This is a genomic window from Bacteroides stercoris ATCC 43183, assembly GCF_025147325.1.
Classification (GTDB): domain Bacteria; phylum Bacteroidota; class Bacteroidia; order Bacteroidales; family Bacteroidaceae; genus Bacteroides; species Bacteroides stercoris.
Genome location: NZ_CP102262.1, coordinates 3,260,504 through 3,287,185, shown reverse-complemented (window position 1 = coordinate 3,287,185; position 26,682 = coordinate 3,260,504). Strand labels below are relative to the sequence as shown.

Genomic DNA, 26,682 nt, shown 5'->3' with positions numbered 1-26,682 from the left:
CGGTTTGCGTAATCGTGGTAATTTTGCAATTGGAAAACAACCGGAAATATCAATAACTTCATACGGTAAATGGAATGACTATGAACAGGATTCTTTTAATTTCAGTATTCAGTATCTTAACTTTCAATATTATGGCACAGGAGAAAATAGTACAGACAGCTGGGCGTACCCGATTAGGAGAGTTCGCCCCTAAATTCGCGGAGCTCAACGACGATGTTCTTTTCGGAGAAGTGTGGAGCCGCACCGACAAGCTTGGTCTGCGCGACCGTAGTTTAGTAACCGTTACCTCACTTATCAGTCAGGGTATTACAGACAATTCGCTCGTATTTCATCTGCAGTCGGCAAAGAAGAACGGCATTACCCGTACTGAGATTGCCGAAATCATTACCCACATCGGTTTTTATGCCGGTTGGCCGAAAGCATGGGCGGCGTTCAATCTGGCAAAAGACGTATGGGCGGAAGATGCCGTTGGTGAAGATGCTAAAGCCGCTTTCCAGCGCGGAATGATTTTTCCTGTCGGCGAACCGAACACTGCATACGCGAAGTATTTCACCGGCAACAGTTACCTTGCTCCCATTTCGCGCGAGCAGGTGAATATATCCAATGTTACGTTTGAACCTCGTTGCCGCAATAACTGGCACATCCATCGTGCCAAAAGTGGTGGCGGACAAATGCTGATTGGCGTAGCCGGACGCGGCTGGTATCAGGAAGAGGGGAAACCTGCCGTGGAAATTCTCCCGGGCACGGTTATCCATATTCCGGCAAACGTCAAGCACTGGCATGGAGCTGCTGCAGACTGTTGGTTTGCTCATCTGGCTTTCGAGGTTCCCGGTGAAAGTGCTTTCAATGAATGGCTCGAACCGGTGACGGACGAAGAGTATGATAACCTCGAAACAAATAAACGGTAATTGCGACCGAGTCTATTTCTTCTTGAGGAAACGAGTGTCTCAACAAATATACGTAAACGTATGATAGGCATAAGGAGATGCTCAGGTCACCCCATCGTGACAAATAAAAAAATCAAATCATAACAAAATGAAACAATTTATATTGGTAATTATGAGTTTACTAACTTTCAGTTGCTCATCGAAAGCACAAAAACAGACAACGGATACCGGTATGCAATCCGATAAGAAAATTCTCGTGGCCTATTTCTCCTGCACCGGAACTACGGAAAAAATTGCCGGTGCCATTGCTCAAGCTGTTAACGGTAAGCTGTATCGGATTACTCCGGCTGTAGCCTACACTTCGGCAGACCTTAATTGGAATAACAAAGCAAGCCGTAGTTCGGTAGAAATGGCGGATGAAAATTCACGTCCTGCATTGGGTGGGGAGACACTCAATCTGAAAGATTACGACGTAGTATTCCTCGGTTATCCGATATGGTGGGATTTGTGTCCTCGTCCGGTCAATACATTTCTTGAGAAATATGACTTCTCCGGTAAGGCAGTCATTCCATTTGCCACTTCCGGCGGCAGTTCTATTACAGGTAGCGTGAAACAGCTCAAGGCGCTATATCCTCAAATCGGATGGCAGGCAGGACGGCTATGCAATGGAAGTGCAAAGCAAGCAGGGGATTGGGCAAAGCGGGTAATCAGTGTAGAATAGAATACCATACCATACCATTGTAACTGCCCAATATCACCAGATTCACCGATGATCGTCATTGGTTTATTTAGTATTACTTTATCAGCTATAGTAAATTGACTCAATAAATCAAGTTCATCATGAAATATACTATAATTAGGGATATCCAGTAAATGTCCCTAAAAAATAAGATGGCATGTGAAGATGATAGAGCATAACCACTTCATATGCCATTTTTATAGTCATTTTTCTGTGCTTTCTCACATAATTCTATCCGCAAGGATATGAAGTTCTGGAAAGAGCCTGATGCTTTCTTCTGATTGTGTGAGTAAAATCATATCATGCTGCTTTATCCGTTCTGTTTATTTCCTTGTACTGATGTATTTTACAATCTCCGCTCCTTTAAAATAAATAACCAGCGAACTGACAATAATCAGCATTCCCGCTACCGTACTGAATGTGGGGGATTCTCCCGCAAGCATTATCCAACTTAATACAGCTCCGAGAATCGGGTTGATAAGGCGGCACATATTGATGTCGCTGACTTTTGCTCCTTTGCTTTGCAACGCCATAAACCAGAAGCTGAATGCAAAGACGGAAATAAATACGAGGATGCCCAGGCTGATATAAAATCCGGCAGGCTTGCCGATGAAAGAGTGATAACCTTCCGTGCCCAGTCCTATGACGTAGATAAGGGCGCCACCGAAAAACATCTGTACGGCATTCAGGAAGATAGGGTTGACCTTGCCTTTCTCTTCGGATACGGAGATGGCGGAATAGCCCTGAAAGATAATGCTGAGCAACAGTAGTATGATGCCTGTGATGCCTTTCCAGTCCAGCGGCTCACCGTCGCTGCCCATCCCTACAATCAGCAAGAGGCCTGCAAGGCTGATGATGAGGCTGACGATTTTGTAGCCGTTCAGTTTGTCGTTACTTGCCAGCAGATGGGCAAGCAGTACATTGATAAGCGGCGTCATGCCCATGATGATGGATGATATAGCCCCGCTTACGAAGTCCACTCCGAAATAAAAGGCCGTATAACCCATGAACATATTAATGAATATCAGATTGAGGAACAGTTTGCGGTGCTGCTTTATTTCCTGCCACATTCCCTTGTGCCAGGTATAGGCAAAAAGCAGAACGCCTACACTGGTGAAACGCAGCCCGGCAAAATTCATCGGAGTAAAATCATAACTGAGCCCTTGCTTGATGAACGGGTTTACGATGGCCCATAGCACAGATGCCAATATAGCGTATAGCAGTCCTTTTTTCATGCTTATAGAAAGTAGTTTGGTAAAATCGGGTGCAAAGATACGCCTTTCTTTTGAATTAAAAATTAAGCCAGCGTTTGAAAGCGGCGAGTTTCTCCTCGCTGATTGTGATTTTACTCTTATACGGCGGACGTACCGTTACCGATATTTTTCCGTTGAAGTAGGGTTCGGCATGGTCTATGGCATCGATGCACAGGATAATTTGCCTGTTGGCACGGAAGAAGCGGTCGGGATCCAGTTGTTCGGAAAGCTTATTCAACGAGAGGTCGAGTACATGTTCCTGATTGTTGCGGGTAACGGCAAAGGTCATTTTGTTCTCCGAATAAAAATAAGCTATATCGCTGACCTGCAAAGACCAGAAACGGTCGGCGCGGTATATGAGGAAACGGGTGCGGTATTGCTTTTCTTTGGATTGCAGGGCATCCAGCAGAGTTGCCAGATAGTCGTCGGGACGGGGATTGCTGCACTGCTGCAAGTGTTCGTATTTATCAATGGCTTCCTGCAAACGCTGCTCATCTATCGGCTTCAGGATATAGTCGATGCTGTTGACGGTGAACGCACGGACTGCATACTGGTCGTAAGCGGTGGTGAAGATGATGGTGGATGAGGGATGAGCTGCCGAAAGAAAGTCGAACGAGTTGCCGTCGGCAAGTTGTATGTCGAGGAAGAGAAGGTCGGGGTGGGGATGCGTGGCAAACCACTCGGTAGCTTCTTCCACACTGCCGGGAATTACGGTGATGTCCCATTCCGGGCGCAGGCGGGCAATCATGGAATGCAGCAGGCGGGCAGCAGGAATCTCGTCTTCAATGATGGCAATAGCAGGCTTATTCATATAGCAAAGGGACTTTTACAGTAAATTTTTCGGTTTCGTTCTTGATAATGATTTTCTTGCCCGACATCAGTTCGCAACGTTTGGCAAGGTTCTCCAGTCCTATTCCGGATGATGCGACGCTCTTTTTGGGGTGTATCGGATTGCTGACGGACAGATACTCATCTTCGATGCGGATAGTGATAACCATAGGTTTGCCGGGAGTGATGGAATTGTGTTTGATTACATTCTCTACCAATAATTGCAGCGTGAGGGGCGGCAGCATCTTTTCCGCATATTCCGCAGGAACGTTGTTTTGGCACGTAAGGCAGTTGCCCAGACGGACCTCGTGCAGGAAAAGGTACGAACGGATAAATTCCAGCTCTTCGCCGAGCGTCACCAGTGTCTTGTCCTGGCTTTGCAGCACGTAACGGTAAACACTGGACAGGTGCTTGGTGAAGTGTACCGCATTTTGGGGGTTATACTCAATTTCAGCTATAAGCGTGTTGAGGCTGTTGAACAGAAAATGAGGATTGAGCTGGTTTTGCAGGGCGGTGTAGCGTGCCGTGTCGTTTTCGGCCTGCAATACAGCCGCCCGTTGTTGCAGCCTCAACGCCTTTTGGGTAGAACGGTTTGCCAGTAATAATCCCAAGACAACAAGTTCCACAAGCCAGATGGTAATCAGCATCCACCATCCTCTTGGCTGAATGGAGAACGGATTGGCTGCTCCCGCCAGTATTTTGGCGCTAACAAGCAGCCCGTAGTTCAGCAACAGGAAGAGCGACATGCCTGCCAGATAGATGACGGGAATTTTCCACCGTGAACGCATATTTACGGCATACTGTGTATTAATCCATGAACTGAGGCGGAGGGTAGCATATCCCAGCACATTGAATGCCAGGATAAAATAGATGAACGCTCCGCGGGAATAGAGTGCATCGGCAATATGAGGAGACAGATTGGTGTAGTCTACCAGCAGGAAGTAGGAGAACGCTCCTAATCCGGAGAACAGAATGCCGTATATCAGATTATTCCATTTCATGGGGGACAAAGTTATAATGTTTTGGGAAAACTCAATAGCTGTGCAATGCTTTTATCAGGCCGGAGTAGGAACTTTGTGCTGAAACTTTGGCTTGTACGTAGTTTATTTGCGAGGCTTGCCGGTAGTTCTGGGCTTCAATGACTTCCATGATGGAGATTTTCCCCTCTTCATAACGTTCCAGTGCTTTCTGTTCGTTTTCACGTGCTTTCTCAAGGGAACTTCCGGTGAGGTCCACCTGTTTTATGGCTTGTGCAAGAGAAGTGCGGGCGGTTTGTATTTCGAGGTTTACGTTATCCGTCACTTTATTGAGATAGTCGTTTGCCATGCCTACTTTCCAGGCGGAAGAGCGTTTTTCATTGCGCCGTTTGCCCCATTCGAAAATAGGAACGGACAGCGTGGCGTATATGGCATAGTTAGGGTCGAGGTCGGTTTTGAAGTCATAGCCGGGTGAGGAATAGCTGCCGTCTATTCCGACATACAGTTGCGGCTTGTATTTGGAGTCCGTCAGCTTACCCTGGCTTTCGGCTATTTTTATTTGGTCGTGTGCCATAAGCAGTTCGGGACGGTTGCTTCCGTCGGATGCCGACAGGCTGTCGGACGGAAGCACTACGGGAATGGACTCTTGCACTTCGGTCTCGGATTCGAGCGGCATGCCTATCAGGGAGTTGAGTGCCATGCGTCCGGTTTCAAAACTGTTACGTGCCTGCAATACCTGGTATTCGGCTTCATTGAGTTTGACTTCTGCCATGAGCAGGTCTTGAGGGTCGACAAGTCCCGCTTCAACGCGTTCGCGGATAGTGCGCGCCAGTGAAGCGACCGAGTTGCGGTAGTCTGTGGCTATGTTCATCAGTTCCCGGCGGGCTACGGCATTCCAGTATTGCATATCCGTCTGGTAGCATACGGAGGAGTGGAGCAGTTCCGCCTGATGAACATTCATGGATTGTTGGTGCTTTGCCAGCCGGATGGATTCGCGGATGCGTCCGCCGGTGTAGAGAGGCTGCATCAACGAGAGGGATGCGCCGTATTTCATGTCATGCCCTTCGAAAGTGAGAGGATTGCTTTGGGGCAGGTTCACGGTAAGTTCGATGGGATTTCCGGTGTACTGGAAGTTTGCGTCTCCCGACAGCTTGGGCTTTAAATCGGCTTTGGCGGCTTTTATCAGTTCCATGCTGGAAGCTATGTTCTTGTCTGCCGCACGCAAGTCGTGGTTATAGTCCAGAGCCATTATCCTATATTTCTCCAGCAGGGAATCCTGCTGGGAAAATACGGGTTGAACACACAAATAAAAAAGTAATAAAGTATAGAATGTCTTCATGCTTACTTATTGATTTTGATACGATAAAACAGGATATATAATGCCGGAGTGACAAACAGCGTCAGCAAAGTGGCGAATGTCAGTCCGAAGATAATTGTGGCTGCCATGCCGCCAAAAGCAATATCGAACAGCAACGGAACCATACCGAGAATGGTGGTCGTGGCCGCCATTAGTACGGGACGGGTACGCGAAACGGTGGATTCTATCACGGCTGTGTAAGCAGGAACTCCTTCGCGGCGCTGAATGTTGATTTCGTCTATCAGCACGATAACGTTTTTGATAATCGTACCCAGCAATCCCAGCCAGCCGGCAATGGGGAAGAAGCCGAAATCGAATCCGGTGAGCAGCATTCCTACGGCGACACCTATCAGTGACAGGGGAAGTATGCACAGGATGATGATGGGCTGGCGGAAGTTGCCGAACAGCGCCACCAGAATTACAATCAGCATGAGGAATGCCAGCGGGAAGTATTTGGCAATCGCTTCCATGGCTTCACCCTGGTCTTTGTACTGCGAATCCCAAAAGAATGTATAACCCGGCGGTAGCGGCATTGCCTCTATCTCACTGCGTATTTCCCCGTGTACCTCTGCCATGGTATGCCCAGGTTTTACGCCGCACATGGCAGCCATGCTGAGTTGGCGGTTATAGGTACGCATCTGCGGAAATTCCCACGTTGTTTCAATGCGTTCCGTCACTTGCGATAAGGGAGCCGAGCGTTCGCCGTTCCATACGGAGAAGTTGCCCAGGGAAGCCGCATCCGTAATGTCGTATCCTTCGGACTTCAGCAGAACAGGGACTTTCTTCTCGTTATCCCGATAGATGCCTACCGGTACACCGTCGCTGATGGATTTGACGGATTGCATCATCTGCGCTTTGGTGATGCCCAGTTCGCCGGCTTTTACCGGATCGTAGACGGGGCGTAGCATCAATGCCATATTTCCCCATTCGTTACGAGCATCCGCTACTTTAGGATTACGGCGCATGATTTCGATGGCCTGCCCTACGAGCGAATCGAGCACTGCCGGGTCGGGGCCCAGGAAGCGGGCTTCGATAACGGCTTCCGTCAGCGGGCTCAGTTCGAATTTGTTTACTTTGATGAGCGGTCCGGGAAATTTCAGGCGGATAGAGTCCTGCAATGCGGCGTTGAGCCGGCGCGACTCTTCCGAAGTATGGCACTTCACAAGCAGTTGTGTATAGTTGGACTGAGGTCCGAATGCTACGTTCGACAGATAATAGCGGGGTGGGGTTCTGCCGATGAAGGTAGATACCATTTCCGCTTCCCCGTGTGTACGGATATATTCTGCCATTTCTTCCGCCAGCTTCCCGGTTTCGTCGATGTTGGAACCTTCGGGCAGCCATACGTCTACGGTAAAATATTGCTTGTCCAGTGCAGGTACGAATACTTTGGAGATGAACTTGAAGCTCCATGCAGAGAGTACCAGCAGTAAGACCATGCAGGCTATTGTGGCATAGCGATGTTTGATGACCCAGTGCAGGGAACGGCGGAACATATTGTAATACTTTCCGTCGAACAGGGCGCTTTTCAACTCTTCCGGCCGGGGACGGCGTACAAATTCCTGAATGAAGAACGGGGTTTGCGTCAGTGCGAACACCCAGCTGAACATCAGCGAAACCCCGATAACGATTACCAGCGAGGAAAGCAGCTCACCGGTAATGTGGGGTGAAAAATAAATGGGCAGGAACGTCAATATGGCAATGACGGTTGCCGCCAGCAACGGCAGGGCAGTGGAGGAACAGGCGCGCATGATGGCAACCCGCTTTCTCATGCCCCGTTGCATGTTTACCAGTGCGGAGTCGGACACCACAATGGCATTATCCACCAGCATGCCCATGGCGATGATGATAGCAGCCAATGACATGCGTTGAAGTGCAATGTCGGTGCATAACATCACTATCAGGGTGGCAAAAATGGAGAATACCAGTCCGCTGCCTATCAGCAATCCGTTTTTGAAACCGATAAAAAAGAGCAGGATTGCCACTACGGTAAGTACGGATATGATGAGGTTGAGGATAAAACCCTGGTTGGCGACTGCCGATTCGTAGCCCTGGTCGTACAGGGTTACAAGTTCGAAGCCTTCGGGCATGCTGCCCGACATCTGTTGGAGCGATTCCTTGACGGCGGCTGCCATATCGACCACATTTCCGGTGGGAACGGTGGAAATGGCGATGCCGACAGCGGGTTGTCCGTTGATGCGCATCAGGTTGCTTGCCGGGGTCTGGTAGCTTTCTTCAATCCGGGTAATGTCCGCAAGCCGGAAATGCTCTCCGGTGCGTGATACGATTGTAAGGTTGCGTATGTCGTCCAGCGAATAGAAATTTCCGGTGGACTCGATACGCAGGCGGTTGGAACCGACGTCTATGCCGCCGGCATCCACAACTTTGTTCTGAGCCTCGAACGCGCGGGCGATGTCGGCCATCGTGATGCCGCTACGGGCCATGACGGAGGGACTTACGGAAATGTCTATCGTAGGTGTCTGTGTTCCGTAAATCTCTACTTTGGCAACATCCTTTACTTTCAGAATTTCATTCTTTATCAGTTTGGCTTCATCTTCAAGTTCGCGGTAGCTGTGTCCGCTTCCGGTAAGCCCGTAAAAAACGCCCAGTACATCGCCGAAGTCATCATTCACAACAGAGGGACCGGCGCCTTCGGGCAGCTTGCTCTGTACGTCGCTTACTTTGCGGCGCAGTTTGTCCCAAAGTTGCTGCATCTCGTCGGCACGGGTTTCTTTCTTTACATAAACGGTGATTTTGGACAGTCCTGCACGGTTCTCCGTTTTCAGGTAATAGAGTTCGCCCAATGCCTGGATGGACTCTTCCAGTACATCCGTAACCTGTGACTGTACTTCCGAGGGAGAAGCTCCCGGATAGGGAGTCAATACCAGCGCCTGTTTAATGGTGAACGGAGCATCTTCCAGCTTGCCCATTTTGACGTACGCCAGCAATCCGCCTGCCAATACTAATACCAACAGCAGGATTGTGACGGGCTTTTTCGATAAAAAGTATTTTACCAGTTTCATAATTACTTGTCTTTAGAGGTAATGTCTACTTTCATGCCGTCCGAGAGGAAACGCAGACCGCTTGTTGCGAGGGTTTCTCCTATTTGCAGTCCGTCTGCAATCTGTACCAGTCCGTCGGGCAGCAATTTGGCTACTGTTACTTTACGGCGGCTGACTTGCGATGTGGCAGGATTAACCACCCATACATAATCGCCCGTGGAAGGCCGGTGACAGAGTGCCGCCTGGGAGATGCAGAAACCGGCGGCACTCTCTGCCTGCGGTGTGTCCAGAATCGCTTTGCCGGACATGCCAGCAAGCAGTTTACCACCTTCATTGGGCAATATGGCTGTAAGCAGATAGGACAGATTGTTGCGGGTAGTGCCTTTGGACACCTCTATGACCTTGGCCCGGTAGGTCTGTCCGGGGATGGCGTCGAAGCATATCCGTATGCTGTCCGACGACTGTGCCGCATAGGCTATTTCCTGCGGTACATATATTTCTATCCTTAGCTGATGTATGTCGATAAGGGATACGACCGGCTGGGTTGCCTTGACATCCTGGAATTTTTCGATGTACACTTCACCTACATATCCGGTGAAAGGGGCTGTAAGGCGGGTATCTTCCAGTTCGCATACGGCGGTATCAAAGGCTGTTTTGGCGGAGATATAATCGGCTTTTGCCTTTTCGTAGGTGCTGGCAGAGATGTTCTCTTTCCGGTATAACGCCTCTATGCGTTCGAATTCGGCCTTGCTTTGGCGGTAAACGGCTTCGGCGCGTTCTTTGCGGATGCGGAAATCGCGCGGGTCTATCTCTGCAATGATGTTTCCTCGTTCGTATCGGTTACCGGCATACACGTCGAAGCGGTCGATAGGTCCGCCTACCCGGAATGACAGTTCGCTGGTGCGGAACGGCCGGGCTATGAAAGGAAACTCTTTATTGCCGTTTTGGGGCAATGCAGTAACTTGGGAAGTGCTGACTGACAGCTCTTGCTTGTCTTGGGTATCCTTGCCGCCGCAAGCATGGAACAGCAGGGCAAGAACAGACAATAGGATAACGGGTACTTTTGTTCTCATATATATATCATTCTGATTTTTTTCCAAAAGTACGGAAGGACACACTGTTTTGCCGGGAAATAATTTCCGAAGCCGGGAAACTTAACGCTGGAAAAGGGGAAATAAGGGATAAAAGGGGAATGGACCAGAAACGGGAAGAGGCTGATTTGTTTCTTTTCAGGCACGGGATTACACGGGAAAAAGATAGAGCAAAAACCCGGTGGCAGAAGGTAGAAAAGAACAAAGCGGAGTGAAGGCAAACAGCCTGCTCCGCTTTAAATAAAAAGACATTGAAAAGGGTATTGCAAAGAATAGTTTAGTTCTCGTCCGTTTTAAAGTCAATGGTTTTGTAATATTCGCCGTCGTGCAGACTTTTTACGCGGATATTGAGTCCGGTTTTTCCGGGTATCCGGTCTGCTATCTTATCCAGTTTGAACGAGACAAGCCCTTGTCCCGGCATGAGCGGCTCGTCACCGTAAGCATTCTGGTGGAATTCCAGCGTAATATATCCCTCTTTGTCATTCTTGCCGTCGGATGCTTCGTTGACTATGAGGTTCAGCATATGTTTTTTATCATTGCTGTTGCTGTGGTATAGCTGGTATTGGATGTTCAGGTAGTTGTCCGTAATCCACATATTGTTGATGTTGATGCGGTCGTCGCCGATGCTGTCGGCCTTTTCGGCAGGCATGAAATAAATGTCTTTGGTAAGGATATTCTCTACATGGTTGATTTTGGCATTGTAATCGTAGCCGGTTACTTCTTCATCCAGCAGGTTGAAATATACAAAGGCGCGCTGTCCTTCCACCAAGGTATAGTTATCCACTTGGGCAGTGTCACCGGGAAACATTTTGGTTCCTTCATCGAGTGCGAAGTAGTAGTCTTTTCCGTCAATTATTCGCACTGTGCCGATGGCGAGCAACGGGTGTTCGTCATCATCCCAATCGTCCAGGCAGGATTGCAGTACGGGAGTGGTGATGAACAACAGCAGAAATGCGGCTAATATCGTTCTGAACTTTTTCATAAGTAGAGGTTTTGTTATTGGTTCTGTTTTAGGTTTTGTATTCAGAAAATGCCGGGATTGCACAAATACTGCTTATAAGAATGTTAAAGAAAATAAAGAATAAATTTCCTATCTGCCGGATGCAGTATTTTTGTGCCCGTTGCATTTATAAGGTAAACACGTGTTAAAAGAGAGGATGGAAGAACAGGTATTGGCAGAACGTTGCAGGCAAGGCGACAACCTTGCCCGCAAAGAACTGTACGAACAGTATGCGGGGCGGATGCTCGGCGTATGTTTGCGTTACGCCGGTGACCGGGAAACTGCACAGGATTTGATGCATGACGGTTTCCTGAAGCTCTTCGACTCTTTCGATAAGTTCACTTGGCGGGGAGAGGGTTCTTTGCGGGCTTGGATGGAACGTGTAATGGTGAATACGGTATTGCAGTATTTGCGGAAGAATGATGTGATGAGCCAGTCCGCTGCCCTGGACGATGTGCCGGAGACGTATGAGGAGCCGGATGCTTCGGCGGTGGATACTATTCCTCAAAAGGTATTGATGCAGTTTATAAGCGAGCTTCCCGCCGGTTATCGTACCGTATTCAACCTGTTTGTTTTTGAAGATAAATCTCATAAGGAGATTGCCCGGTTGCTGGGTATCAACGAAAAGTCATCGGCTTCACAACTGGTACGTGCCAAAGCTGCTTTGGCTGCCAAGGTGAAGGAGTGGATGAAAAGAAACGCATAAATGGAGAAACGTATGGAAGATGAATTGTGGATGCGAAAGATAAAGGAGCGGTTGGACGATTATTCCGAACCGCTGCCCGTTTCCGGCTGGGAACGGCTTGAGAAGGATTTGTCCGTTTCGAAGCCTCCGGTAGCCGGAAAACGGCAGATTATACCTTTCCGCCGCTGGGCTGTAGCTGCGGCTGCGGCACTGCTCGTTGCGGTGTCGTCGGTGAGTGTATGGCTGCTCCAAAGCCCTGTGGGAGAGGAAATGCGGAATATGACTGCACCGGCATTGGCTGCCGTGCCGGACAAGCTGCCGGAGCAACAGACGCCTTCAGTACGGACAGAGATAACAGAACCCGACTATCGCGCACAGAAACAGGAATCTCCGGCGGATACGAACCGGCGTTCCTTGCTGGCACAACAACTGAATACCGTAGATGAAACGGAGCGGGAAACGGTCATCCAATCCTTGGGTACAGAGCCGGAAGTTCAGACTGGGAACGCACAGGAACCGACTGCGGAGTCGGCACGGGTAAATCAGGAAGCAGCAGAAGAAGAGAGAAGGGAAGAGGAGCGTACGGAAAAGATTGAGCGCCGCCGCCCGTCAGGCAGAGACAAATTGCATTTGCCGGTTGGCGGAGCGAAGCGGGAGCAGTCGCGTGGCTGGTCGGTCGGATTGGCAGTAGGAAATACGGGCGGATTGATTTCGGGAAGCAGTATGAGTGAAAGCGGGCTGCTTCAAAACGGACAGAACTTCGGTGTTTCCGGCGGAAGGGTAGACCTCACCACAATGTCTGACGGGATAATGGAAGTGCCGGAAGGGCAGGAGCTTGTTTTTAAAGATGGCATACCTTATCTGCAGAGGAGTTCTGGACAGGTGGTGGACATAGACCATAAACAGCCATTGTCTTTCGGCTTCTCGGTACGTAAAGGGCTTACACGGGGTTTCTCCGTGGAAACGGGCTTAACGTATACGTACCTCGCTTCGGATGTGAAATTTGCCGGAAGTTCGGAAACGGTCAGCCAGAAATTGCATTATTTGGGTATCCCTTTGCGTGCCAACTGGAACTTTGTAGATAAGAAGTCCTTTATCATGTATGTTTCTGCCGGCGGTGCCATGGAAAAATGCGTTTACGGAAAAATAGGGAGCAAAAACGAAACCGTGAAACCGTTGCAATTCTCTGTAATGGGAGCTGTGGGTGCACAGTATAATATAAGTAGCAGAGTCGGCATTTATGTAGAACCGGGAGTGTCTTATTTCTTTGACGACGGTTCGGACATTGAGACTATACGAAAAGAAAATCCCTGTAACTTTACCTTACAAGGTGGAATACGGTTGACTTACTGATTAAATTGATAGTTGAGAATTAAAAATTTAGAAACGGGCTGCACTATAAAGTCTTTATCGGTATAAAAACCGGTTTCATTATTATGGCGCAGCCCGTTTCTCTATTTTTAATTCTCAATTTACCACTACTGTGGGAAAGTACTCTTTAAAGAGTTTTTCGGCTCGTTCCAGTTGTGCGGGGGTATTCTCTACTACTTCTTTTAACTGATAATCCCAGCCCATAGCTTCGTATTTATGCACCCCTAAGCGGTGGTAGGGAAGTATTTCCACCCGTTGTATGCTTTGGTATTTGCCGAGCTGTTCGCCCATGTTGCGTATGTCTTCTTCAAAATCACTATATCCCGGTACCAGGACATAGCGCAGCCAAAACGGATGTCCCTGTTGTTCCAGCCAGGCAGCGGTGCGCAGGGTTTGTTCGTTGCTGCGTCCGGTCAGGGTACAGTGGCGTTCGGGATTGAATTCTTTGATATCGAGCAATACCAAGTCCGTCAGACTTAACAATTCCTCAACTTTGTCGTTCCAGATTCCGCCGTTGGTGTCAAGACAGATGTGGATGCCGTTTGCTTTCAAGTCTTTGAACAGTGGTATCAATGCCTCTGCCTGCAAGGTAGGTTCACCGCCGGAGAAAGTAATTCCCCCTTTTTTCCCGAAGAAAGCTTTTTGGCTGACAGCCATTTGCAGGATTTCACCGGCGGGAGTAGGAGTACCGCCCTTTACATCTATTGTATCGGGGTTGGCACAATACAGGCAACGGAAAGGACAGCCCTGAAGGAATACGACAAGCCGCAGCCCCGGACCATCGAAAGTGCCCATTGATTCGTATGAATGAACATTAATCATAAATAGTGTATTATAAGCAAAGAATGTAGTAAAAAAGAAAGCACGGACTACAGGGTGTTACTCCGGATTTTTGCTTAATCCGTGAAATCCGTGTAATCCGTGCTTTAAAAGGTTATGTATCCGGTTTACCGATTACATTCTTTCGTGGAAACTGCGGCTGATAACTTCCAGTTGGTGTTCGCGGCTCAGTTTCACGAAGTTTACGGCATATCCGGAAACGCGGATGGTGAGTTGCGGATATTTCTCCGGATGTTCCATGGCGTCTTCTAGCATTTCACGGTTCAGTACGTTCACGTTGAGGTGGTGTGCACCTTTGGTGAAGTAACCGTCCATCATGGTAACCAGATTCTCTACGCGTTCCTCGGCAGTGGGACCCAATGATTTCGGAACGATGGAGAATGTGTTGCTGATACCGTCCTGTGAGTCGCGGTAGCGCAATTTGGCTACGGAACTCAAAGAGGCGATGGCACCGTTCTTGTCGCGTCCGTGCATCGGGTTGGCTCCCGGAGCGAAAGCAACGCCTTTGGCGCGTCCGTCGGGAGTGGCTCCGGTCTTCTTACCGTACATCACGTTGGATGTGATAGTCAGCAGTGACAGGGTAGGACGGGCGTTCTTGTAAACGGGCAGCTTCTTCAACTCTTCGCTGAAGTAGTACACCAGGTCTACACCAAGGTGGTCTACACGATCGTCGTTGTTGCCGAAGCACGGGAAAGAACCTTCGATGTCGAAACCTTCCGTCAGGCCGATGTCGTTACGGCGTGCCGTTACTTTGGCGTATTTGATGGCAGACAATGAGTCGATGGCAATGGAAAGTCCGGCTACGCCGTATGCAAGGTTGATGCGCGGGTCTGTATCTACGAATGCCATTTGGGCTTTTTCGTAATAATACTTGTCGTGCATGTAGTGGATGATGTTCATTGCTTCGTTGTAAACGCGGGCAATCTCCGTCAGCACTTTCTTGTAGTTGTTCATTACCTCTTCAAAGTTCAGCGTATCGTGAGTCAGCACGGGGATACCTTTCACCATTACAGTTCCGGTGTTTTCGCAACGTCCGCCGTTGATGGCAAGCAGCAATGCTTTGGCAAGGTTGGCGCGTGCGCCGAAGAACTGGATTTGCTTACCGATGGCCTGGTAGGATACGCAGCAGGCGATACCGTAGTCGTCGCAGTTGCGTACCTCGCGCATCAGGTTGTCGTTCTCGTACTGGATAGAGCTGGTATCTACGGATACTTTGGCACAGAATTCCTTGAAACCTTCCGGCAGTTCGGGACTCCACAGCACAGTCATGTTAGGCTCGGGAGACGGGCCGAGGTTGTACAACGTTTGCAGGAAGCGGAAAGAGGTTTTTGTCACCTTTACGCGACCGTCGTTGAAGCGTCCGCCGATAGCTTCAGTAACCCAGGTGGGGTCTCCGGCGAAGATGTCATTGTAGGATTGCATACGCAGGTGGCGTACCATGCGCAGTTTGATGATGAACTGGTCAATCAGCTCCTGTGCAAAAGTTTCGTCAATCTTACCGTGAGCCAAATCATATTCAATGAAAATGTCAAGGAATGAAGATACATTACCCAATGACATGGCGGCACCGTCTTGTTCTTTTACAGCGGCAAGGTATGCCATGTATACCCACTGTACGGCTTCCTGAGCAGATGTGGCAGGGTGGCTGAGGTCGAGGCCGTAGTATTCGCCCATGGTCTTGATGTCCTTCAAGGCCTTGATTTGCTCTGCCACTTCTTCGCGCAGGCGGATGCGTGCTTCGGTCATAGGACCGGTCAGGTGGCGCAAGTCTTCCTGTTTGGCTTCGATGAGGCGGTCGATACCGTACAATGCCAGACGGCGGTAGTCACCGATGATACGTCCGCGTGCATAGTTGTCGGGAAGTCCGGTGAGGAAGCCCAATGAACGGAACGAACGGATTTCTTCGGTATATACATCGAATACGCCGTCGTTGTGTGTTTTGCGGTAGTGTGTAAAGATGTCTTTTACTTTATCGTCTACCTCCACGCCGTTTTCGCGGCATGCTTTTGCCACTACATTGATGCCGCCGAAAGGTTTGATGGCGCGTCTCAGCAGTTCATCTGTCTGCAAGCCTACGATAAGTTCGTTCTCCTTATCTATATAGCCTGCTTTGTGGGAAGTGATGGTAGATACTGTTGTATGATCTAATGAACGGACACCGTTATTGGCTCTTTCTTCTTCCAGTGCTTTCAGACAGAGGTTCCAGATATGCTTGGTGCGCTCCGTTGGTCCTTGCAGGAAAGATGCGTCTCCGGTGTAGGACGTGATGTTTTTACTAACGAAATCACTTACATTGATTTCTTTGCTCCAAAGCCCGTCAATAAAGGTTTTGTTTAATTCCATAATGTTCTTTTAATAAAAGTGATTAGATATGTTATCCTTTAGAGCGCGCAAAATTACGGAAAAATTTCCGTAATTACACAATAATATGGAGGATTTTTATGTTGAAGAGCATAAAATAGCTATTATTAGGTAGGAAGTACCACCGGGGATTGATTCGTGTCCGTCCGATTAATATCTGTACTCTTATCAACTATTATTATTTATGCTGAAATCTATTCGTCCCACAATAATTTCCCTTTCGTCCGACAGCTGTTTTATTTTCGTCCGACAACTGTTGGACGAAAATAAAACAGCTGTCGGACGAAAAGATTTTAGTAACATTTTATTAGTTCCTTTTATGCCGTATTTTTAGTTTTTACGGATATGTGAATTATTTTATTCCGGATTTGTTTGCGAATTAAAAAAAGAAGCGCTATCTTTGCACCGCTTTAAGAGAAAAGCACTTCTTGAAAAAGAAGTTTTGGAGAGGTGGCAGAGTGGTCGATTGCGGCGGTCTTGAAAACCGTTGTGCTGCGAGGCACCCGGGGTTCGAATCCCTGTCTCTCCGCTGGAAAGAATTGCAAAACAAAGAAAATCCCTGTAAATTAATACTTTACAGGGATTTTTTGTTTTTGGTGCATGGCAAAAATAAGCATATCAAAGCATTCTTTCGGTGTACTATTCGGTGTACCTGATCTCCTTCAATGTCAGGTACACCTATTAAGTAAATAATTCATTGTTTATCAGTGTTTTGCATCTTGACTTGTTGCTCTTGGAATTTTAGTTTTGTGATTAAAAAACAAGTAAGATGGAAAGAACAACATTTTGTCTATTGTTCTACATTCGTAGGACGAAATTGAATCGGAACGGTGAGGCTCCGATAATGATGAGAATTACAGTGAATGGAGTCCGGGTTGATGCTTCAGTGAAGAAAACAATTCTTCCGGAGTTCTGGAGTGCGGCAAAAGGAAAGGCTTTGGAAAAGAAGCGTGAGTACAAGGAACTGAATCTGTATCTTGATTCTATCCGTTTGAGGATAATGAAAATTCAGCGTGAACTGGAAATAGAAGGTGTAGCGGTTTCTGCCGGCAGTGTCCTGGACCGTTTTTTGGGAAAGGATGCTCCCGTACAGCGTACCCTGTTTGAGGTTTTCCGTGAACATAATGATAAATGCGCCCGATTGTCCGGTACGGACATGGCGCCTGCAACCGTGCAGCGTTATGAGACATCCTTGAAGCATACTCAGGATTTTGTCTGGGAGACATATCATAAGAAAGATATTCTTTTGGATGAAGTTTCCCGCCAGTTTGTTGAGGATTACGAGTTCTGGCTTAAGACCTCGAAAAAGTGTTGTCATAATACAGCCACCAAGTATCTGAAGAACTTCAAGAAGATTATCCGTATCGCTTTGGCCAAGGGATGGATGAAGAATGATCCGTTTTTGGAAATCAGGTTCTCGTTGGATAAGGTGGAGCCGGACTTCTTGGAAGATTCGGAAATCCGAAAACTGATTTCAAAGGAGATTGATATTCCGAGGCTGGGTCAGGTACGGGATATTTTTGTGTTCTGTTGCTTCACCGGTCTGGCCTTCTCGGATATTCACGGATTGGGAAAGGAGCATATCGTGGAGGACTCGAACGGTGTCAGATGGATACGCAAGGGAAGGCAGAAGACCAAAATCATGTGTAACATCCCATTGATGGAAGTTCCGTTAAAAATATTGGAGAAGTATTCCACCAATGAATATTGCAGGAAACATGGTGTGCTTTTTCCGGTGCTTTGTAATCAAAAAATGAACGCCTATCTTAAGGAGCTGGCTGATATTTGTGGCATAAAAAAAACATTGACCACCCATACCGCGAAACATCATACAATCTCTATCTAATTGAAAATTAAACAGTTATTTCTGTTTAATTAATGTCAGGTAACGATTTAGAAACGAGCGAATTACAATATTCTGTTTTCTTTTGCCTCTGTCAAAGAACGATTCTTTCAATGCAAATATACACTTTACTTGTGACAAAAGCAATCTTTTTCTACATTTAATCGACTTACAGTCAGCCTTAAAGAGGGTATCTGGTCTCATTCCATCTTCTTCCTCAAAAATAACATAGCAGTCTAAATTGGTTTATGTATGGGATAGGTCTTGTTCATTCGATCCGGTAGACTACTATACATAAAAGTATAAAGGCGAGATACGACAAGGAGATGCCATGCTTTTGTGTAAGGGGAATCTCTCTTAGCTTATCGCAGACCATGTATAGCTAAGTGTTTTGAGAATAAACAGTCTGTAAAAAACGGAAAGACACCGATTATGGGCCGTATCACCATCAATGGAACCCAAGCCGGTTTCAGTTGTAAGAAAGAAGTGTCCCTCGCTTTGTGGGACGTCAAAACCAACCGGGCCAAAGGCAAGTCCGAGGAGGCCCGTACACTCAATCAGGAGCTTGACAATATCAAGGCGCAAATCACCAGGCACTACCAGTACATCTGCGACCACGACAGTTTTGTTACAGCCAAGAAAGTCTATAACCGCTATGTCGGCTTCTCAGAGGAATGCCACACCCTTATGAACCTTTTCAGGGAACAGCTGGAACCGTATAAAAAGAAAATCGGCATAGAGAAAGCCGAAAGCACCTACTGCGGTCTGGTTGCCGATTACAAGAGTCTCCTGCTTTTCATGAAAAGCAAGAAGAATGCAGAGGATATTGTCATCGAAGAACTTGAGAAATCATTCATCGAGGATTACTACAACTGGATGCTCGGTACATGCGCTTTGGCAAACTCCACTGTCTTCGGGCGTGTCAATACCTTGAAGTGGCTGATGTATATCGCGCAGGAAAAAGGCTGGATACGGGTTCATCCGTTCGCATCATTCGAGTGTATGCCCGAATACAAGAGGCGTTCTTTCCTTTCCGAAGAGGAACTGCAAAGGATAATCCATATAGAACCGAGATACAAACGCCAGCGTGCCATGCGCGACATGTTCCTGTTCATGTGCTTCACCGGTCTTTCCTATGTGGACTTGAAAGCCATAACATACGATAATATCCATACCGACTCCGACGGCGGTACATGGCTGATGGGCAACCGTATAAAAACGGGAGTGGCGTATGTCGTAAAATTATTGCCCATTGCTATCGAACTGATTGAAAAATATAGGGGTACGGATGAAAAGAAAGACTCCCCGAATGTGTCTTTCCGGTAGGTGAATACAATGCCATGCGGCTCAGTCTTGGAATCATAGGCAGGAAATGCAACTCCGGGGCGAGGTCACCCCGCACATCGGACGCCACGCATTTGCCGTTCTGGCCATACTCAAGGGGATGCTGCTGGAAACTCTTCAGAAAGTGTTTGGGCATAAGTCCATCACATACGTCCTGCGCATCCATTCACTTGTCCGGCGCAGGCGGGGCAATCTTTTTCTGGAAGTCGCCCATCTGTACGACCAGCGTGCTGACCAGCTTTCTCAACTCCTAATACGCGCTTGTTTCAATAATTGTCAGTTCCATACTAAAATTCTTTTTAAGATTCTGAATATGCGACAAAGTAACGCACATCCTATATCCTTTCCAAACAGATAATATCAGAGTCTTCCGTTGGCGTGCATTGGCGTATCCAACGTTAAAAGAGAAGGTCCTTCACCTGCATCCATGCGGCAACGGAACTTCCATTCCCTTACTTGTTTTCCATAAATTTATAGGATTAATTTCTGGTGCATGATATTAATAGTCATTATTCTGTCTGCTTTTTTTGCTTGCATAATTGCAGCTAACAGTTATCTATTCCAGAACGCATTGTTATGGAAAATGGCAAGCTGTTTTGTTGGTTTATGGATATTGTGTATGATAATTACCGTCTTCGTTTGTCGTAAACTTGAATGCTCTAATTAAAACAGTACGGTTGTCATGCTTTGTGTGTTTTATTATAAATATTATGAATTATTTGGAATTGATATGTAATATAGATAATTTTGCAGTCGGGAAATGGTTTCGGGAGGTTTACGCCTTCCGAATGAAAAGGGAACCCGGTGAAAATCCGGGACAGTACCCGCTGCTGTGAGTCCACAAAAACGGACATCGAACTTTTGCCACTGGTGTAATACCGGGAAGGCACGATGACCGGGACGAGTCAGAAGACCTGCCATGACCGGAATGAGATTTACACCTGCGGGATATACGGGTCGTAATCAAATAAGGAATAGCTCATCGGCCATTCAATATTTGAAGACAGACATATTCCCGTTCGTGTAAGTCCGCACGAACGGGAATTTTTTGTGTTTGTTAATAATATGTTTTACATTAAAATGAGTGACCTATGAAAAGAAAATTACGCTTTCTGGCAGGTGCCTGTCTATTTACCGCAACCGCCTTGTTCTCTGGCTGTAGCTCGGACGATGACTTTTTGATGGACCCGGTTGATTCCGGAACTTCGCAAACCCGTGCTGTGACAAATTCGGACGGTACTTTAACTATCACTTTCGATGATTTCGATCCCGGCATGTTAGCAGGACCTACCTCGGCCGGAGAAAATCTTTATTCGTACCAAGGGTATCCTCAAGTAACCACCATTTACGACAATACTCCGGAAGAATATCTCTTCCTTTCAATGTTTAATACTGTAGGTGGAAGCACAGAGTATTCCAGCGGCGGCATCGCACTTTCCAACTGGAACATCCGCTCCAATCAGTCGGGAAATACCGGAGACTGGTGGTATTCTTATCTAAACCAATGTTCTGTCTATAACACTGCGGTGGAAGCGGAAGGACAGAATAAGGAAGCCGGGCACAGCGGTTCCAATTTCGGTGTCGTTTACGGATATGTGGATGCTTACAATCAGGCATGGATGGCTAAACCAGAATTTTATTTCAATGTTCCCCGGAAATTGGTCGGCCTGTGGATCTGCAACACCTCATACACTTATGGTGTCATTACTTATGGTAATCAGTTCGGTTCTACGGGGGTAGCGACTCCTCTGAAAGAGATGAAAGGGTATTTCCAAGTGAATCTGGAATGTTATGATGCGAATGGCGGTCTGATCCGCACTTACAAACGTCTTTTAGCCGATTATCGTAACGGCCAACAACAGGTTGATCCTATCACGACATGGGATTATTGGGAAATCAATGCCGAAGGGGTGCAAAGTGTGAAATTCAACTTCGAGGGTTCGGATTCGGGAGCATACGGTTTGAATACTCCGGCTTATATCTGTATTGATGATATCACCATACAATAAAAAGAATACAAGGATATCCCTTCTGTCGGGGGTATCCCTGTTATTTTTCTAAAATCCACACATCATGCATCGTTTTCACTATTTTATTATTTCTGCCTGTATGCTGTTCACCTCCTGCAACAAGGATGAAGTCATTACCGAAGAAGTAGGAGGACAACCTATAATAGAACTTGACAGCGAGACCGGTATTTACACTGTCAAGGTCGATCACGAATTGACTATCGCCCCGACATACCAGAATGTTGAAGATGCTCTTTTTGCTTGGACGATAGACGGTACGCTGGTTTCTTCGGGTCCGTCTCTTCAACGTACATGGAATGAATGCGGGGATTTTTATGTCAAACTAAGAGTAGACAATGCGGAAGGCTATGCCGAAGAGGAACTGAAAGTAGAAGTGAAAGAACTCACCCCTCCGGTCATCTCACTGGCACTACCTTCGCAGGGGCTAAAAGTCGTCCGGAATACCGATTACACATTTACTCCCGATATTCAGCATTCGGATGTCGAAGGGTTCAAAATCGAATGGGTACGGGAAGGAAAAATCGTTTCCACCGAGAATACTTATACTTTCAATGAAAAAGAACTCGGTGTTTATACGGTGACAATCAACGCTTCCAATATAGATGGGACAACAACGAAAGACGTAAGCGTAGAGGTCGTGGAAACGATGCCCTACGTTGTCAAATTCCCGACCCCGTCTTACCTGCAAACATCCACGGACAGGTACACTTTTGCCGACCGTCCTGTTTTCCTGCGTCCGTTGTTGGAGTATTTCGACAATCCCCGTTTTGAGTGGAGTGTGGACGGTCAGGTCATGGAAGGAGAAGTGGAACGCATGTTCAAGTTCACGCCGTCCGCACCCGGAGAATACACCGTCTCCTGTACTGTGTCGGAAGACACACCGACGGAAAAAATAAGCAGGAATATCGACAAAGGGAAAACGGCTGTCACTGCCACCGTAAAAGTCGTTTGTGTGGACAAAAAGGAACAAGACGGCTTCCGGGCTTCGGGAAGTTCCAAGCTCTGGAATAAAGTCTATGAATATACCCCAGCTCCCGGCCAATTTATCAACGAGACGAGCACGATAGGCGGTATGACCGGCAACGAAACATCCCCTGAAGCGGCTGTCGCATGGGCAACACAGCGTTTGAAAGACAAACTGCACGTCTCTTTAGGTTCTTTCGGGGGTTATATCATCGTCGGCTTCGACCACAGTATTCCCAATTCGGGTAACCAATATGATTTCTGTGTTCAGGGGAACGCCTTTGACGGCAGTTCCGAACCGGGTATCGTATGGGTCATGCAAGATATAAACGGAAACGGATTGCCGGATGACGAGTGGTACGAACTGAAAGGATCTGAAGCAGGCAAGGAAGAAACAATACAGAATTTTGAAGTGACCTATTACCGTCCGGAAGGCAAAAAAATGGATGTCCAATGGATCAGTTCCGACGGTAGAAACGGCTGGGTAGACTATCTGTCCGCTTATCATACACAAGACTATTATTATCCGGCTTGGATTTCGGAAAACAGTTATACCCTGACAGGCACTTGTCTGGCCGCCCGCAACACCCAAGATTCTCAAACCGGTTATTGGGATAATCAGAGTTATGACTGGGGGTACGTGGATAATTTCGGAAACGACCAGATAGAAGGCGGCAGTACGGTGGATGGAAGCGGACAAAGGAACGGTTTCAAAATTTCCAATGCCATCCATGCCGATGGAACGGAAGCCAATCTGCAATATATTGACTTTATCAAAATACAATGCGGTGTTCTGGCCAAAAGCGGCTGGCTGGGCGAAGTTTCTACGGAGGTATTTTCTTTTGAGGATCTAACCAAATAATAAAAATTACAAGTATGAAAATTTATTTTCTTCCCATGCTCCTATCCTTGTTCTTTTTGGGAGCGTGTGACAAAAACGATGAAATTATACCTGAAGATGCAGATGAAAATTTCATCACATCGGTCGTGATGACCGTGGACGGGAAATCGTACACGGCCGACATTACGGACAATACAGTAACAATAACCGTTCCCTATACGGTATCGCTGAACAACGCCGAAGTGGAATTCAAGTACACAACTTCTGCAACAATCATACCTGATCCTGAAACGGTAACGGACTGGGATAACGAACGAACCTTCCGGGTGACATCCTATAACGGAGATGCCCGCGAATATACCTATAAGGTCGTGAAAAGCGAGATAGAATCTGACGGAGATGTGGAGTTGAAGACCACCGAGGAGGTAGCTTCTTTTGCCGCAACCAAAACAACCGTTGTCAAAGGGAACCTGATTATCGGCTCTGATGCGGAAGAGGCAGAAAAAATCACTGACATATCTGCATTGGCATCTTTGAAAGAGGTTACTGGCAACATTGTCATTCGTAACAGTTACAACGGTGCAGACTTGACAGGGTTGGATAATATCGTTTCTGCCGGAGGTTTACAGGTAGGTTCGACCGATGTCGCCTCGAAAGCTACGGAACTTCACATGATTTCCATGAAAGCATTGGAAACGCTCTCCGGAGACATATCGGTATATAACGACCAAGTGACGTATGTCCTATTCGAGAAACTGGCAACTATTGAAGGAAGCGTGATGTTCAATGCGTCGTCGTTACAGAGTTTTGAGTTTCCGGTTCTGACTACTGTAGGTCAGGATCTGAATCTTCAAGGACTCAATGAAGAGAACACAGCAGCCGGTTCGATTGCGTCTTTGGAAATACCGGAACTGACAAGTGTCGGAGGGGTCTTGTCCGTAAACAATCTTGCCAAGCTGACTTCCATGAGCTTCCTTAAGCTGAAAGAGACCGGTGGCCTTGATTTCCATACCGTCCCCGTGATGTTGGAAACCATCAACCTTCCGGAAATCGAAACAGTAAACGGAAGTATTATTATGGAAGCCAATATGGAAGCTCCTCCTACCGGTAGTTTTGTTCCCCAACGAAATGACGTGCTTCAGGCTTTCGGTGGAATGGACAAACTGACAACGATAAAGGGACAGATAAAGATAAAGAATTTCACGGCACTCAAACAACTTCCCGACTGGAGCAAGATCACCACACTTGGAAGCATCACGCTGGATTATCTTGAAGATGTGAGCGGAACACTGCTGTTGCCGAACGCCCGATTTGAAACCTTCGGAGAAACAGCGCCCCAGATTGAAATTATAAACAAGGTGCAGCTCTCCAAAATTGAAACAGCCGAAGATTTGTCAAATGTAAATTTTGTCATCACCAGTCTCACGAATAATAAGTTCCCTGAAATCACGTTCAAGAATATCAAAGACTTCACTTGTAAGCCAACCACCAACAATACCGATTATACCATATCGACAATTCAACATGTATATGGAAATCTAAATGTGACAGGCCAAATGCGAAGCAATGCCAAATTTCCCGACTTGGAAATCATAGATGGATATGGATATATCCAAATCCCCATGTTTGCTTCAATCACAATGCCAGTCTTGAAAGAAGTGGGAGGACAGTTCTATTTATCTGGAAATTTTACCAGTTGTAACTTGCCCTTACTATCCAAAGTTTGTTGTTCAGCTTCTCCTGTATATTATAAAGAGGGAGAGGGTTCGTTAGCAATATCTTTACAAAGTAAATCGCTGGATATTCCGGAATTGCTTCACGTAGGAGGTGAAGGGTTGTTCGTTAATAAAGCAACAGGCATTACTTGTGATAAATTACAGACTATAGATGGTACGCTACAGATAAAAAGTGCGACTTCTCTTTCTCAGGAAACACTTTCCATGGAGAAGTTGGAGACCTTGCATGGGGTTGTTTTTGACGGTTTGACGAAATTTACCGACTACACTTTCTTCGGCAAGTTTATAGAAAACGGAATGATTACGGGGGAAAGTTGGAGCGTGACGAAATGTGGGTATAACCCAACCTTCCAAAATATGAAGGACAAACAATATACGCAGCAGGATTAAACCTTATACCTTAACCAGAGTACCCGTAATGATTCGGGTACTCTTTTTTATCCGAATGACAATGAGCAGAACAATACAACGGATTTGCCTTTTTCTTTTCTGCCTGCCAGTTTTCGGCAGTTGCATGAAATGGGATTACGGAGAGATGGAAGATTTCTCTGTATCGGCCTCTGGTCTTTTCATTACCAACGAGGGGAATTTCCAGTACAGCAATGCCACGCTTTCCTACTACGATCCCGCCACGTGCGAAGTGGAGAATGAAGTGTTTTACCGTGCCAACGGGTTCAAGTTGGGCGATGTGGCCCAGTCTATGGTTATCCGGGACGGTATAGGCTGGATCGTGGTGAACAACTCGCATGTGATTTTCGCCATCGACATCAATACTTTCAAGGAAGTGGGCCGTATCACAGGTTTCACCTCACCCCGGTATATCCATTTTCTGTCGGATGAGAAAGCCTATGTGACGCAGATATGGGACTACCGTATCTTCATCATCAACCCCAAGACATACGAGATTACCGGCTATATCGAATGTCCAGACATGGACATGGAATCGGGTTCCACCGAACAAATGGTACAATACGGCAAGTACGTCTATGTGAACTGCTGGTCGTACCAGAACCGCATCCTGAAAATCGACACGGAGACGGACAAGGTCGTGGACGAACTGACCATCGGCATACAACCTACTTCGCTGGTCATGGACAAATACAACAAGATGTGGACCATCACGGATGGCGGTTACGAGGGCAGCCCATACGGTTACGAGGCACCGTCTCTCTATCGTATAGACGCCGAGACTTTCACCGTAGAGAAACAGTTCAAGTTTAAGCTGGGCGACTGGCCTTCGGAAGTCCAGCTCAACGGTACACGGGATACACTTTACTGGATCAACAACGATATTTGGCGAATGCCGGTGGAAGCCGACCGTGTTCCCGTCCGGCCTTTTCTGGAGTTTCGGGACACCAAATACTACGGCCTTACGGTCAATCCCAACAACGGGGAGGTATATGTGGCCGACGCTATTGATTACCAGCAACAAGGTATCGTGTATCGCTATTCGCCGCAAGGCAAGCTGATCGATGAATTTTACGTGGGAATCATTCCGGGAGCTTTCTGCTGGAAATAACGAGGAAGGAGGACAAAA

Annotated in this window: 20 protein-coding genes, 1 tRNA gene and 1 riboswitch; of the genes, 12 read left to right on the top strand and 9 right to left on the bottom strand. The window is 47.2% G+C overall.

All coding sequences use genetic code 11. From position 1 onward, the window contains the following. Nucleotides 1–80 precede the first annotated feature (80 nt). A complete protein-coding gene (locus tag NQ565_RS13675) occupies nucleotides 81–908 on the top strand; it encodes a carboxymuconolactone decarboxylase family protein (protein ID WP_074713697.1) in 828 nt (275 codons plus the stop codon). A gap of 127 nt (nucleotides 909–1,035) precedes the next feature. Continuing rightward, complete coding sequence (locus NQ565_RS13670; protein WP_005651798.1) at nucleotides 1,036–1,608, top strand: flavodoxin; 573 nt, start codon at nucleotides 1,036–1,038, stop codon at nucleotides 1,606–1,608. A 341-nt stretch (nucleotides 1,609–1,949) separates the two neighbouring features. Here the strand turns inward: NQ565_RS13670 and NQ565_RS13665 are convergent, their stop codons facing one another. The 7 genes from NQ565_RS13665 to NQ565_RS13635 all read right to left on the bottom strand — a co-directional run bounded on the left by NQ565_RS13665 (nucleotide 1,950) and on the right by NQ565_RS13635 (nucleotide 11,113). Then, nucleotides 1,950–2,861 carry a DMT family transporter gene (locus tag NQ565_RS13665; protein ID WP_005651793.1) on the bottom strand — a complete coding sequence of 304 codons (912 nt, stop codon included), beginning with the start codon at nucleotides 2,859–2,861 and terminating at the stop codon, nucleotides 1,950–1,952. A gap of 55 nt (nucleotides 2,862–2,916) precedes the next feature. Continuing rightward, a complete protein-coding gene (locus tag NQ565_RS13660) occupies nucleotides 2,917–3,690 on the bottom strand; it encodes a LytR/AlgR family response regulator transcription factor (protein WP_005651789.1) in 774 nt (257 codons plus the stop codon). Beyond that, entirely contained in the window at nucleotides 3,683–4,708 is a 1,026-nt protein-coding gene (locus NQ565_RS13655; RefSeq protein ID WP_005651786.1) for a sensor histidine kinase, read from the bottom strand. Before NQ565_RS13655 ends, NQ565_RS13660 begins: the two co-directional genes overlap by 8 nt. A gap of 31 nt (nucleotides 4,709–4,739) precedes the next feature. Continuing rightward, nucleotides 4,740–6,023 (bottom strand): TolC family protein, encoded by a 1,284-nt coding sequence (locus NQ565_RS13650; protein WP_005651784.1) that lies wholly within the window; start codon nucleotides 6,021–6,023, stop codon nucleotides 4,740–4,742. Between the two features lie 2 nt (nucleotides 6,024–6,025). Beyond that, nucleotides 6,026–9,061: an efflux RND transporter permease subunit gene (locus NQ565_RS13645; RefSeq protein WP_005651782.1), complete on the bottom strand. Its 3,036-nt coding sequence runs from the start codon at nucleotides 9,059–9,061 to the stop codon at nucleotides 6,026–6,028. A gap of 2 nt (nucleotides 9,062–9,063) precedes the next feature. Further along, a complete protein-coding gene (locus NQ565_RS13640) occupies nucleotides 9,064–10,113 on the bottom strand; it encodes an efflux RND transporter periplasmic adaptor subunit (RefSeq protein ID WP_005651780.1) in 1,050 nt (349 codons plus the stop codon). Nucleotides 10,114–10,408: 295 nt separating this feature from the next. After that, nucleotides 10,409–11,113, bottom strand: coding sequence for a NigD1/NigD2 family lipoprotein (locus tag NQ565_RS13635; RefSeq protein WP_005651776.1), 705 nt, complete (start codon nucleotides 11,111–11,113; stop codon nucleotides 10,409–10,411). Nucleotides 11,114–11,288: 175 nt separating this feature from the next. Here NQ565_RS13635 and NQ565_RS13630 point away from each other — a divergent pair, with 175 nt between their 5' ends. Next, complete coding sequence (locus tag NQ565_RS13630) at nucleotides 11,289–11,837, top strand: RNA polymerase sigma factor (protein WP_005651774.1); 549 nt, start codon at nucleotides 11,289–11,291, stop codon at nucleotides 11,835–11,837. Beyond that, nucleotides 11,838–13,169 (top strand): outer membrane beta-barrel protein, encoded by a 1,332-nt coding sequence (locus NQ565_RS13625; protein WP_005651772.1) that lies wholly within the window; start codon nucleotides 11,838–11,840, stop codon nucleotides 13,167–13,169. Between the two features lie 114 nt (nucleotides 13,170–13,283). On the opposite strand, the gene pflA is transcribed toward NQ565_RS13625, so the two are convergent. Both pflA and pflB read right to left on the bottom strand, forming a co-directional pair. Further along, a complete protein-coding gene (gene pflA / locus NQ565_RS13620; RefSeq protein WP_040315388.1) occupies nucleotides 13,284–14,009 on the bottom strand; it encodes a pyruvate formate-lyase-activating protein in 726 nt (241 codons plus the stop codon). Nucleotides 14,010–14,141: 132 nt separating this feature from the next. After that, on the bottom strand, nucleotides 14,142–16,370 hold the full coding sequence (pflB, locus tag NQ565_RS13615; protein WP_005651768.1) for a formate C-acetyltransferase: 2,229 nt from the start codon (nucleotides 16,368–16,370) through the stop codon (nucleotides 14,142–14,144). Between the two features lie 462 nt (nucleotides 16,371–16,832). Here pflB and NQ565_RS13610 point away from each other — a divergent pair. The 8 genes from NQ565_RS13610 to NQ565_RS13575 all read left to right on the top strand — a co-directional run bounded on the left by NQ565_RS13610 (nucleotide 16,833) and on the right by NQ565_RS13575 (nucleotide 26,664). Continuing rightward, nucleotides 16,833–16,917 (top strand) — tRNA-Ser (locus NQ565_RS13610). Nucleotides 16,918–17,157: 240 nt separating this feature from the next. Then, nucleotides 17,158–18,234 carry a site-specific integrase gene (locus NQ565_RS13605; RefSeq protein ID WP_005651765.1) on the top strand — a complete coding sequence of 359 codons (1,077 nt, stop codon included), beginning with the start codon at nucleotides 17,158–17,160 and terminating at the stop codon, nucleotides 18,232–18,234. A gap of 429 nt (nucleotides 18,235–18,663) precedes the next feature. Continuing rightward, a complete protein-coding gene (locus NQ565_RS13600) occupies nucleotides 18,664–19,557 on the top strand; it encodes a phage integrase SAM-like domain-containing protein (protein ID WP_004289225.1) in 894 nt (297 codons plus the stop codon). Between the two features lie 46 nt (nucleotides 19,558–19,603). Continuing rightward, nucleotides 19,604–19,933 carry a site-specific integrase gene (locus tag NQ565_RS13595; protein ID WP_004289226.1) on the top strand — a complete coding sequence of 110 codons (330 nt, stop codon included), beginning with the start codon at nucleotides 19,604–19,606 and terminating at the stop codon, nucleotides 19,931–19,933. Between the two features lie 386 nt (nucleotides 19,934–20,319). Next, a riboswitch (cobalamin riboswitch) is annotated at nucleotides 20,320–20,511 on the top strand. Between the two features lie 155 nt (nucleotides 20,512–20,666). After that, nucleotides 20,667–21,584, top strand: coding sequence for a DUF4465 domain-containing protein (locus NQ565_RS13590; RefSeq protein ID WP_004289228.1), 918 nt, complete (start codon nucleotides 20,667–20,669; stop codon nucleotides 21,582–21,584). A 64-nt stretch (nucleotides 21,585–21,648) separates the two neighbouring features. Further along, entirely contained in the window at nucleotides 21,649–23,430 is a 1,782-nt protein-coding gene (locus NQ565_RS13585) for a PKD-like domain-containing protein (protein WP_004293827.1), read from the top strand. Between the two features lie 14 nt (nucleotides 23,431–23,444). Further along, complete coding sequence (locus tag NQ565_RS13580) at nucleotides 23,445–25,535, top strand: receptor L domain-containing protein (protein ID WP_004311297.1); 2,091 nt, start codon at nucleotides 23,445–23,447, stop codon at nucleotides 25,533–25,535. A 28-nt stretch (nucleotides 25,536–25,563) separates the two neighbouring features. Beyond that, complete coding sequence (locus tag NQ565_RS13575) at nucleotides 25,564–26,664, top strand: YncE family protein (protein WP_004293828.1); 1,101 nt, start codon at nucleotides 25,564–25,566, stop codon at nucleotides 26,662–26,664. Nucleotides 26,665–26,682 lie beyond the last annotated feature (18 nt).

What these genes read in the sequence shown, in the direction of transcription:
- NQ565_RS13580 (WP_004311297.1), top strand. Translation starts at nt 23,445, where the DNA reads ATGAAAATTTATTTTCTTCCCATGCTCCTATCCTTGTTCTTTTTGGGA.
- NQ565_RS13645 (WP_005651782.1), bottom strand. Translation starts at nt 9,061, where the DNA reads ATGAAACTGGTAAAATACTTTTTATCGAAAAAGCCCGTCACAATCCTG.
- NQ565_RS13660 (WP_005651789.1), bottom strand. Translation starts at nt 3,690, where the DNA reads ATGAATAAGCCTGCTATTGCCATCATTGAAGACGAGATTCCTGCTGCC.
- NQ565_RS13600 (WP_004289225.1), top strand. Translation starts at nt 18,664, where the DNA reads ATGGGCCGTATCACCATCAATGGAACCCAAGCCGGTTTCAGTTGTAAG.
- NQ565_RS13625 (WP_005651772.1), top strand. Translation starts at nt 11,838, where the DNA reads ATGGAGAAACGTATGGAAGATGAATTGTGGATGCGAAAGATAAAGGAG.
- NQ565_RS13585 (WP_004293827.1), top strand. Translation starts at nt 21,649, where the DNA reads ATGCATCGTTTTCACTATTTTATTATTTCTGCCTGTATGCTGTTCACC.
- NQ565_RS13605 (WP_005651765.1), top strand. Translation starts at nt 17,158, where the DNA reads ATGGAAAGAACAACATTTTGTCTATTGTTCTACATTCGTAGGACGAAA.
- NQ565_RS13650 (WP_005651784.1), bottom strand. Translation starts at nt 6,023, where the DNA reads ATGAAGACATTCTATACTTTATTACTTTTTTATTTGTGTGTTCAACCC.
- NQ565_RS13590 (WP_004289228.1), top strand. Translation starts at nt 20,667, where the DNA reads ATGAAAAGAAAATTACGCTTTCTGGCAGGTGCCTGTCTATTTACCGCA.
- NQ565_RS13630 (WP_005651774.1), top strand. Translation starts at nt 11,289, where the DNA reads ATGGAAGAACAGGTATTGGCAGAACGTTGCAGGCAAGGCGACAACCTT.
- pflA (WP_040315388.1), bottom strand. Translation starts at nt 14,009, where the DNA reads ATGATTAATGTTCATTCATACGAATCAATGGGCACTTTCGATGGTCCG.
- NQ565_RS13665 (WP_005651793.1), bottom strand. Translation starts at nt 2,861, where the DNA reads ATGAAAAAAGGACTGCTATACGCTATATTGGCATCTGTGCTATGGGCC.
- NQ565_RS13655 (WP_005651786.1), bottom strand. Translation starts at nt 4,708, where the DNA reads ATGAAATGGAATAATCTGATATACGGCATTCTGTTCTCCGGATTAGGA.
- NQ565_RS13595 (WP_004289226.1), top strand. Translation starts at nt 19,604, where the DNA reads ATGCAACTCCGGGGCGAGGTCACCCCGCACATCGGACGCCACGCATTT.
- NQ565_RS13640 (WP_005651780.1), bottom strand. Translation starts at nt 10,113, where the DNA reads ATGAGAACAAAAGTACCCGTTATCCTATTGTCTGTTCTTGCCCTGCTG.
- NQ565_RS13575 (WP_004293828.1), top strand. Translation starts at nt 25,564, where the DNA reads ATGATTCGGGTACTCTTTTTTATCCGAATGACAATGAGCAGAACAATA.
- NQ565_RS13675 (WP_074713697.1), top strand. Translation starts at nt 81, where the DNA reads ATGAACAGGATTCTTTTAATTTCAGTATTCAGTATCTTAACTTTCAAT.
- NQ565_RS13635 (WP_005651776.1), bottom strand. Translation starts at nt 11,113, where the DNA reads ATGAAAAAGTTCAGAACGATATTAGCCGCATTTCTGCTGTTGTTCATC.
- NQ565_RS13670 (WP_005651798.1), top strand. Translation starts at nt 1,036, where the DNA reads ATGAAACAATTTATATTGGTAATTATGAGTTTACTAACTTTCAGTTGC.
- pflB (WP_005651768.1), bottom strand. Translation starts at nt 16,370, where the DNA reads ATGGAATTAAACAAAACCTTTATTGACGGGCTTTGGAGCAAAGAAATC.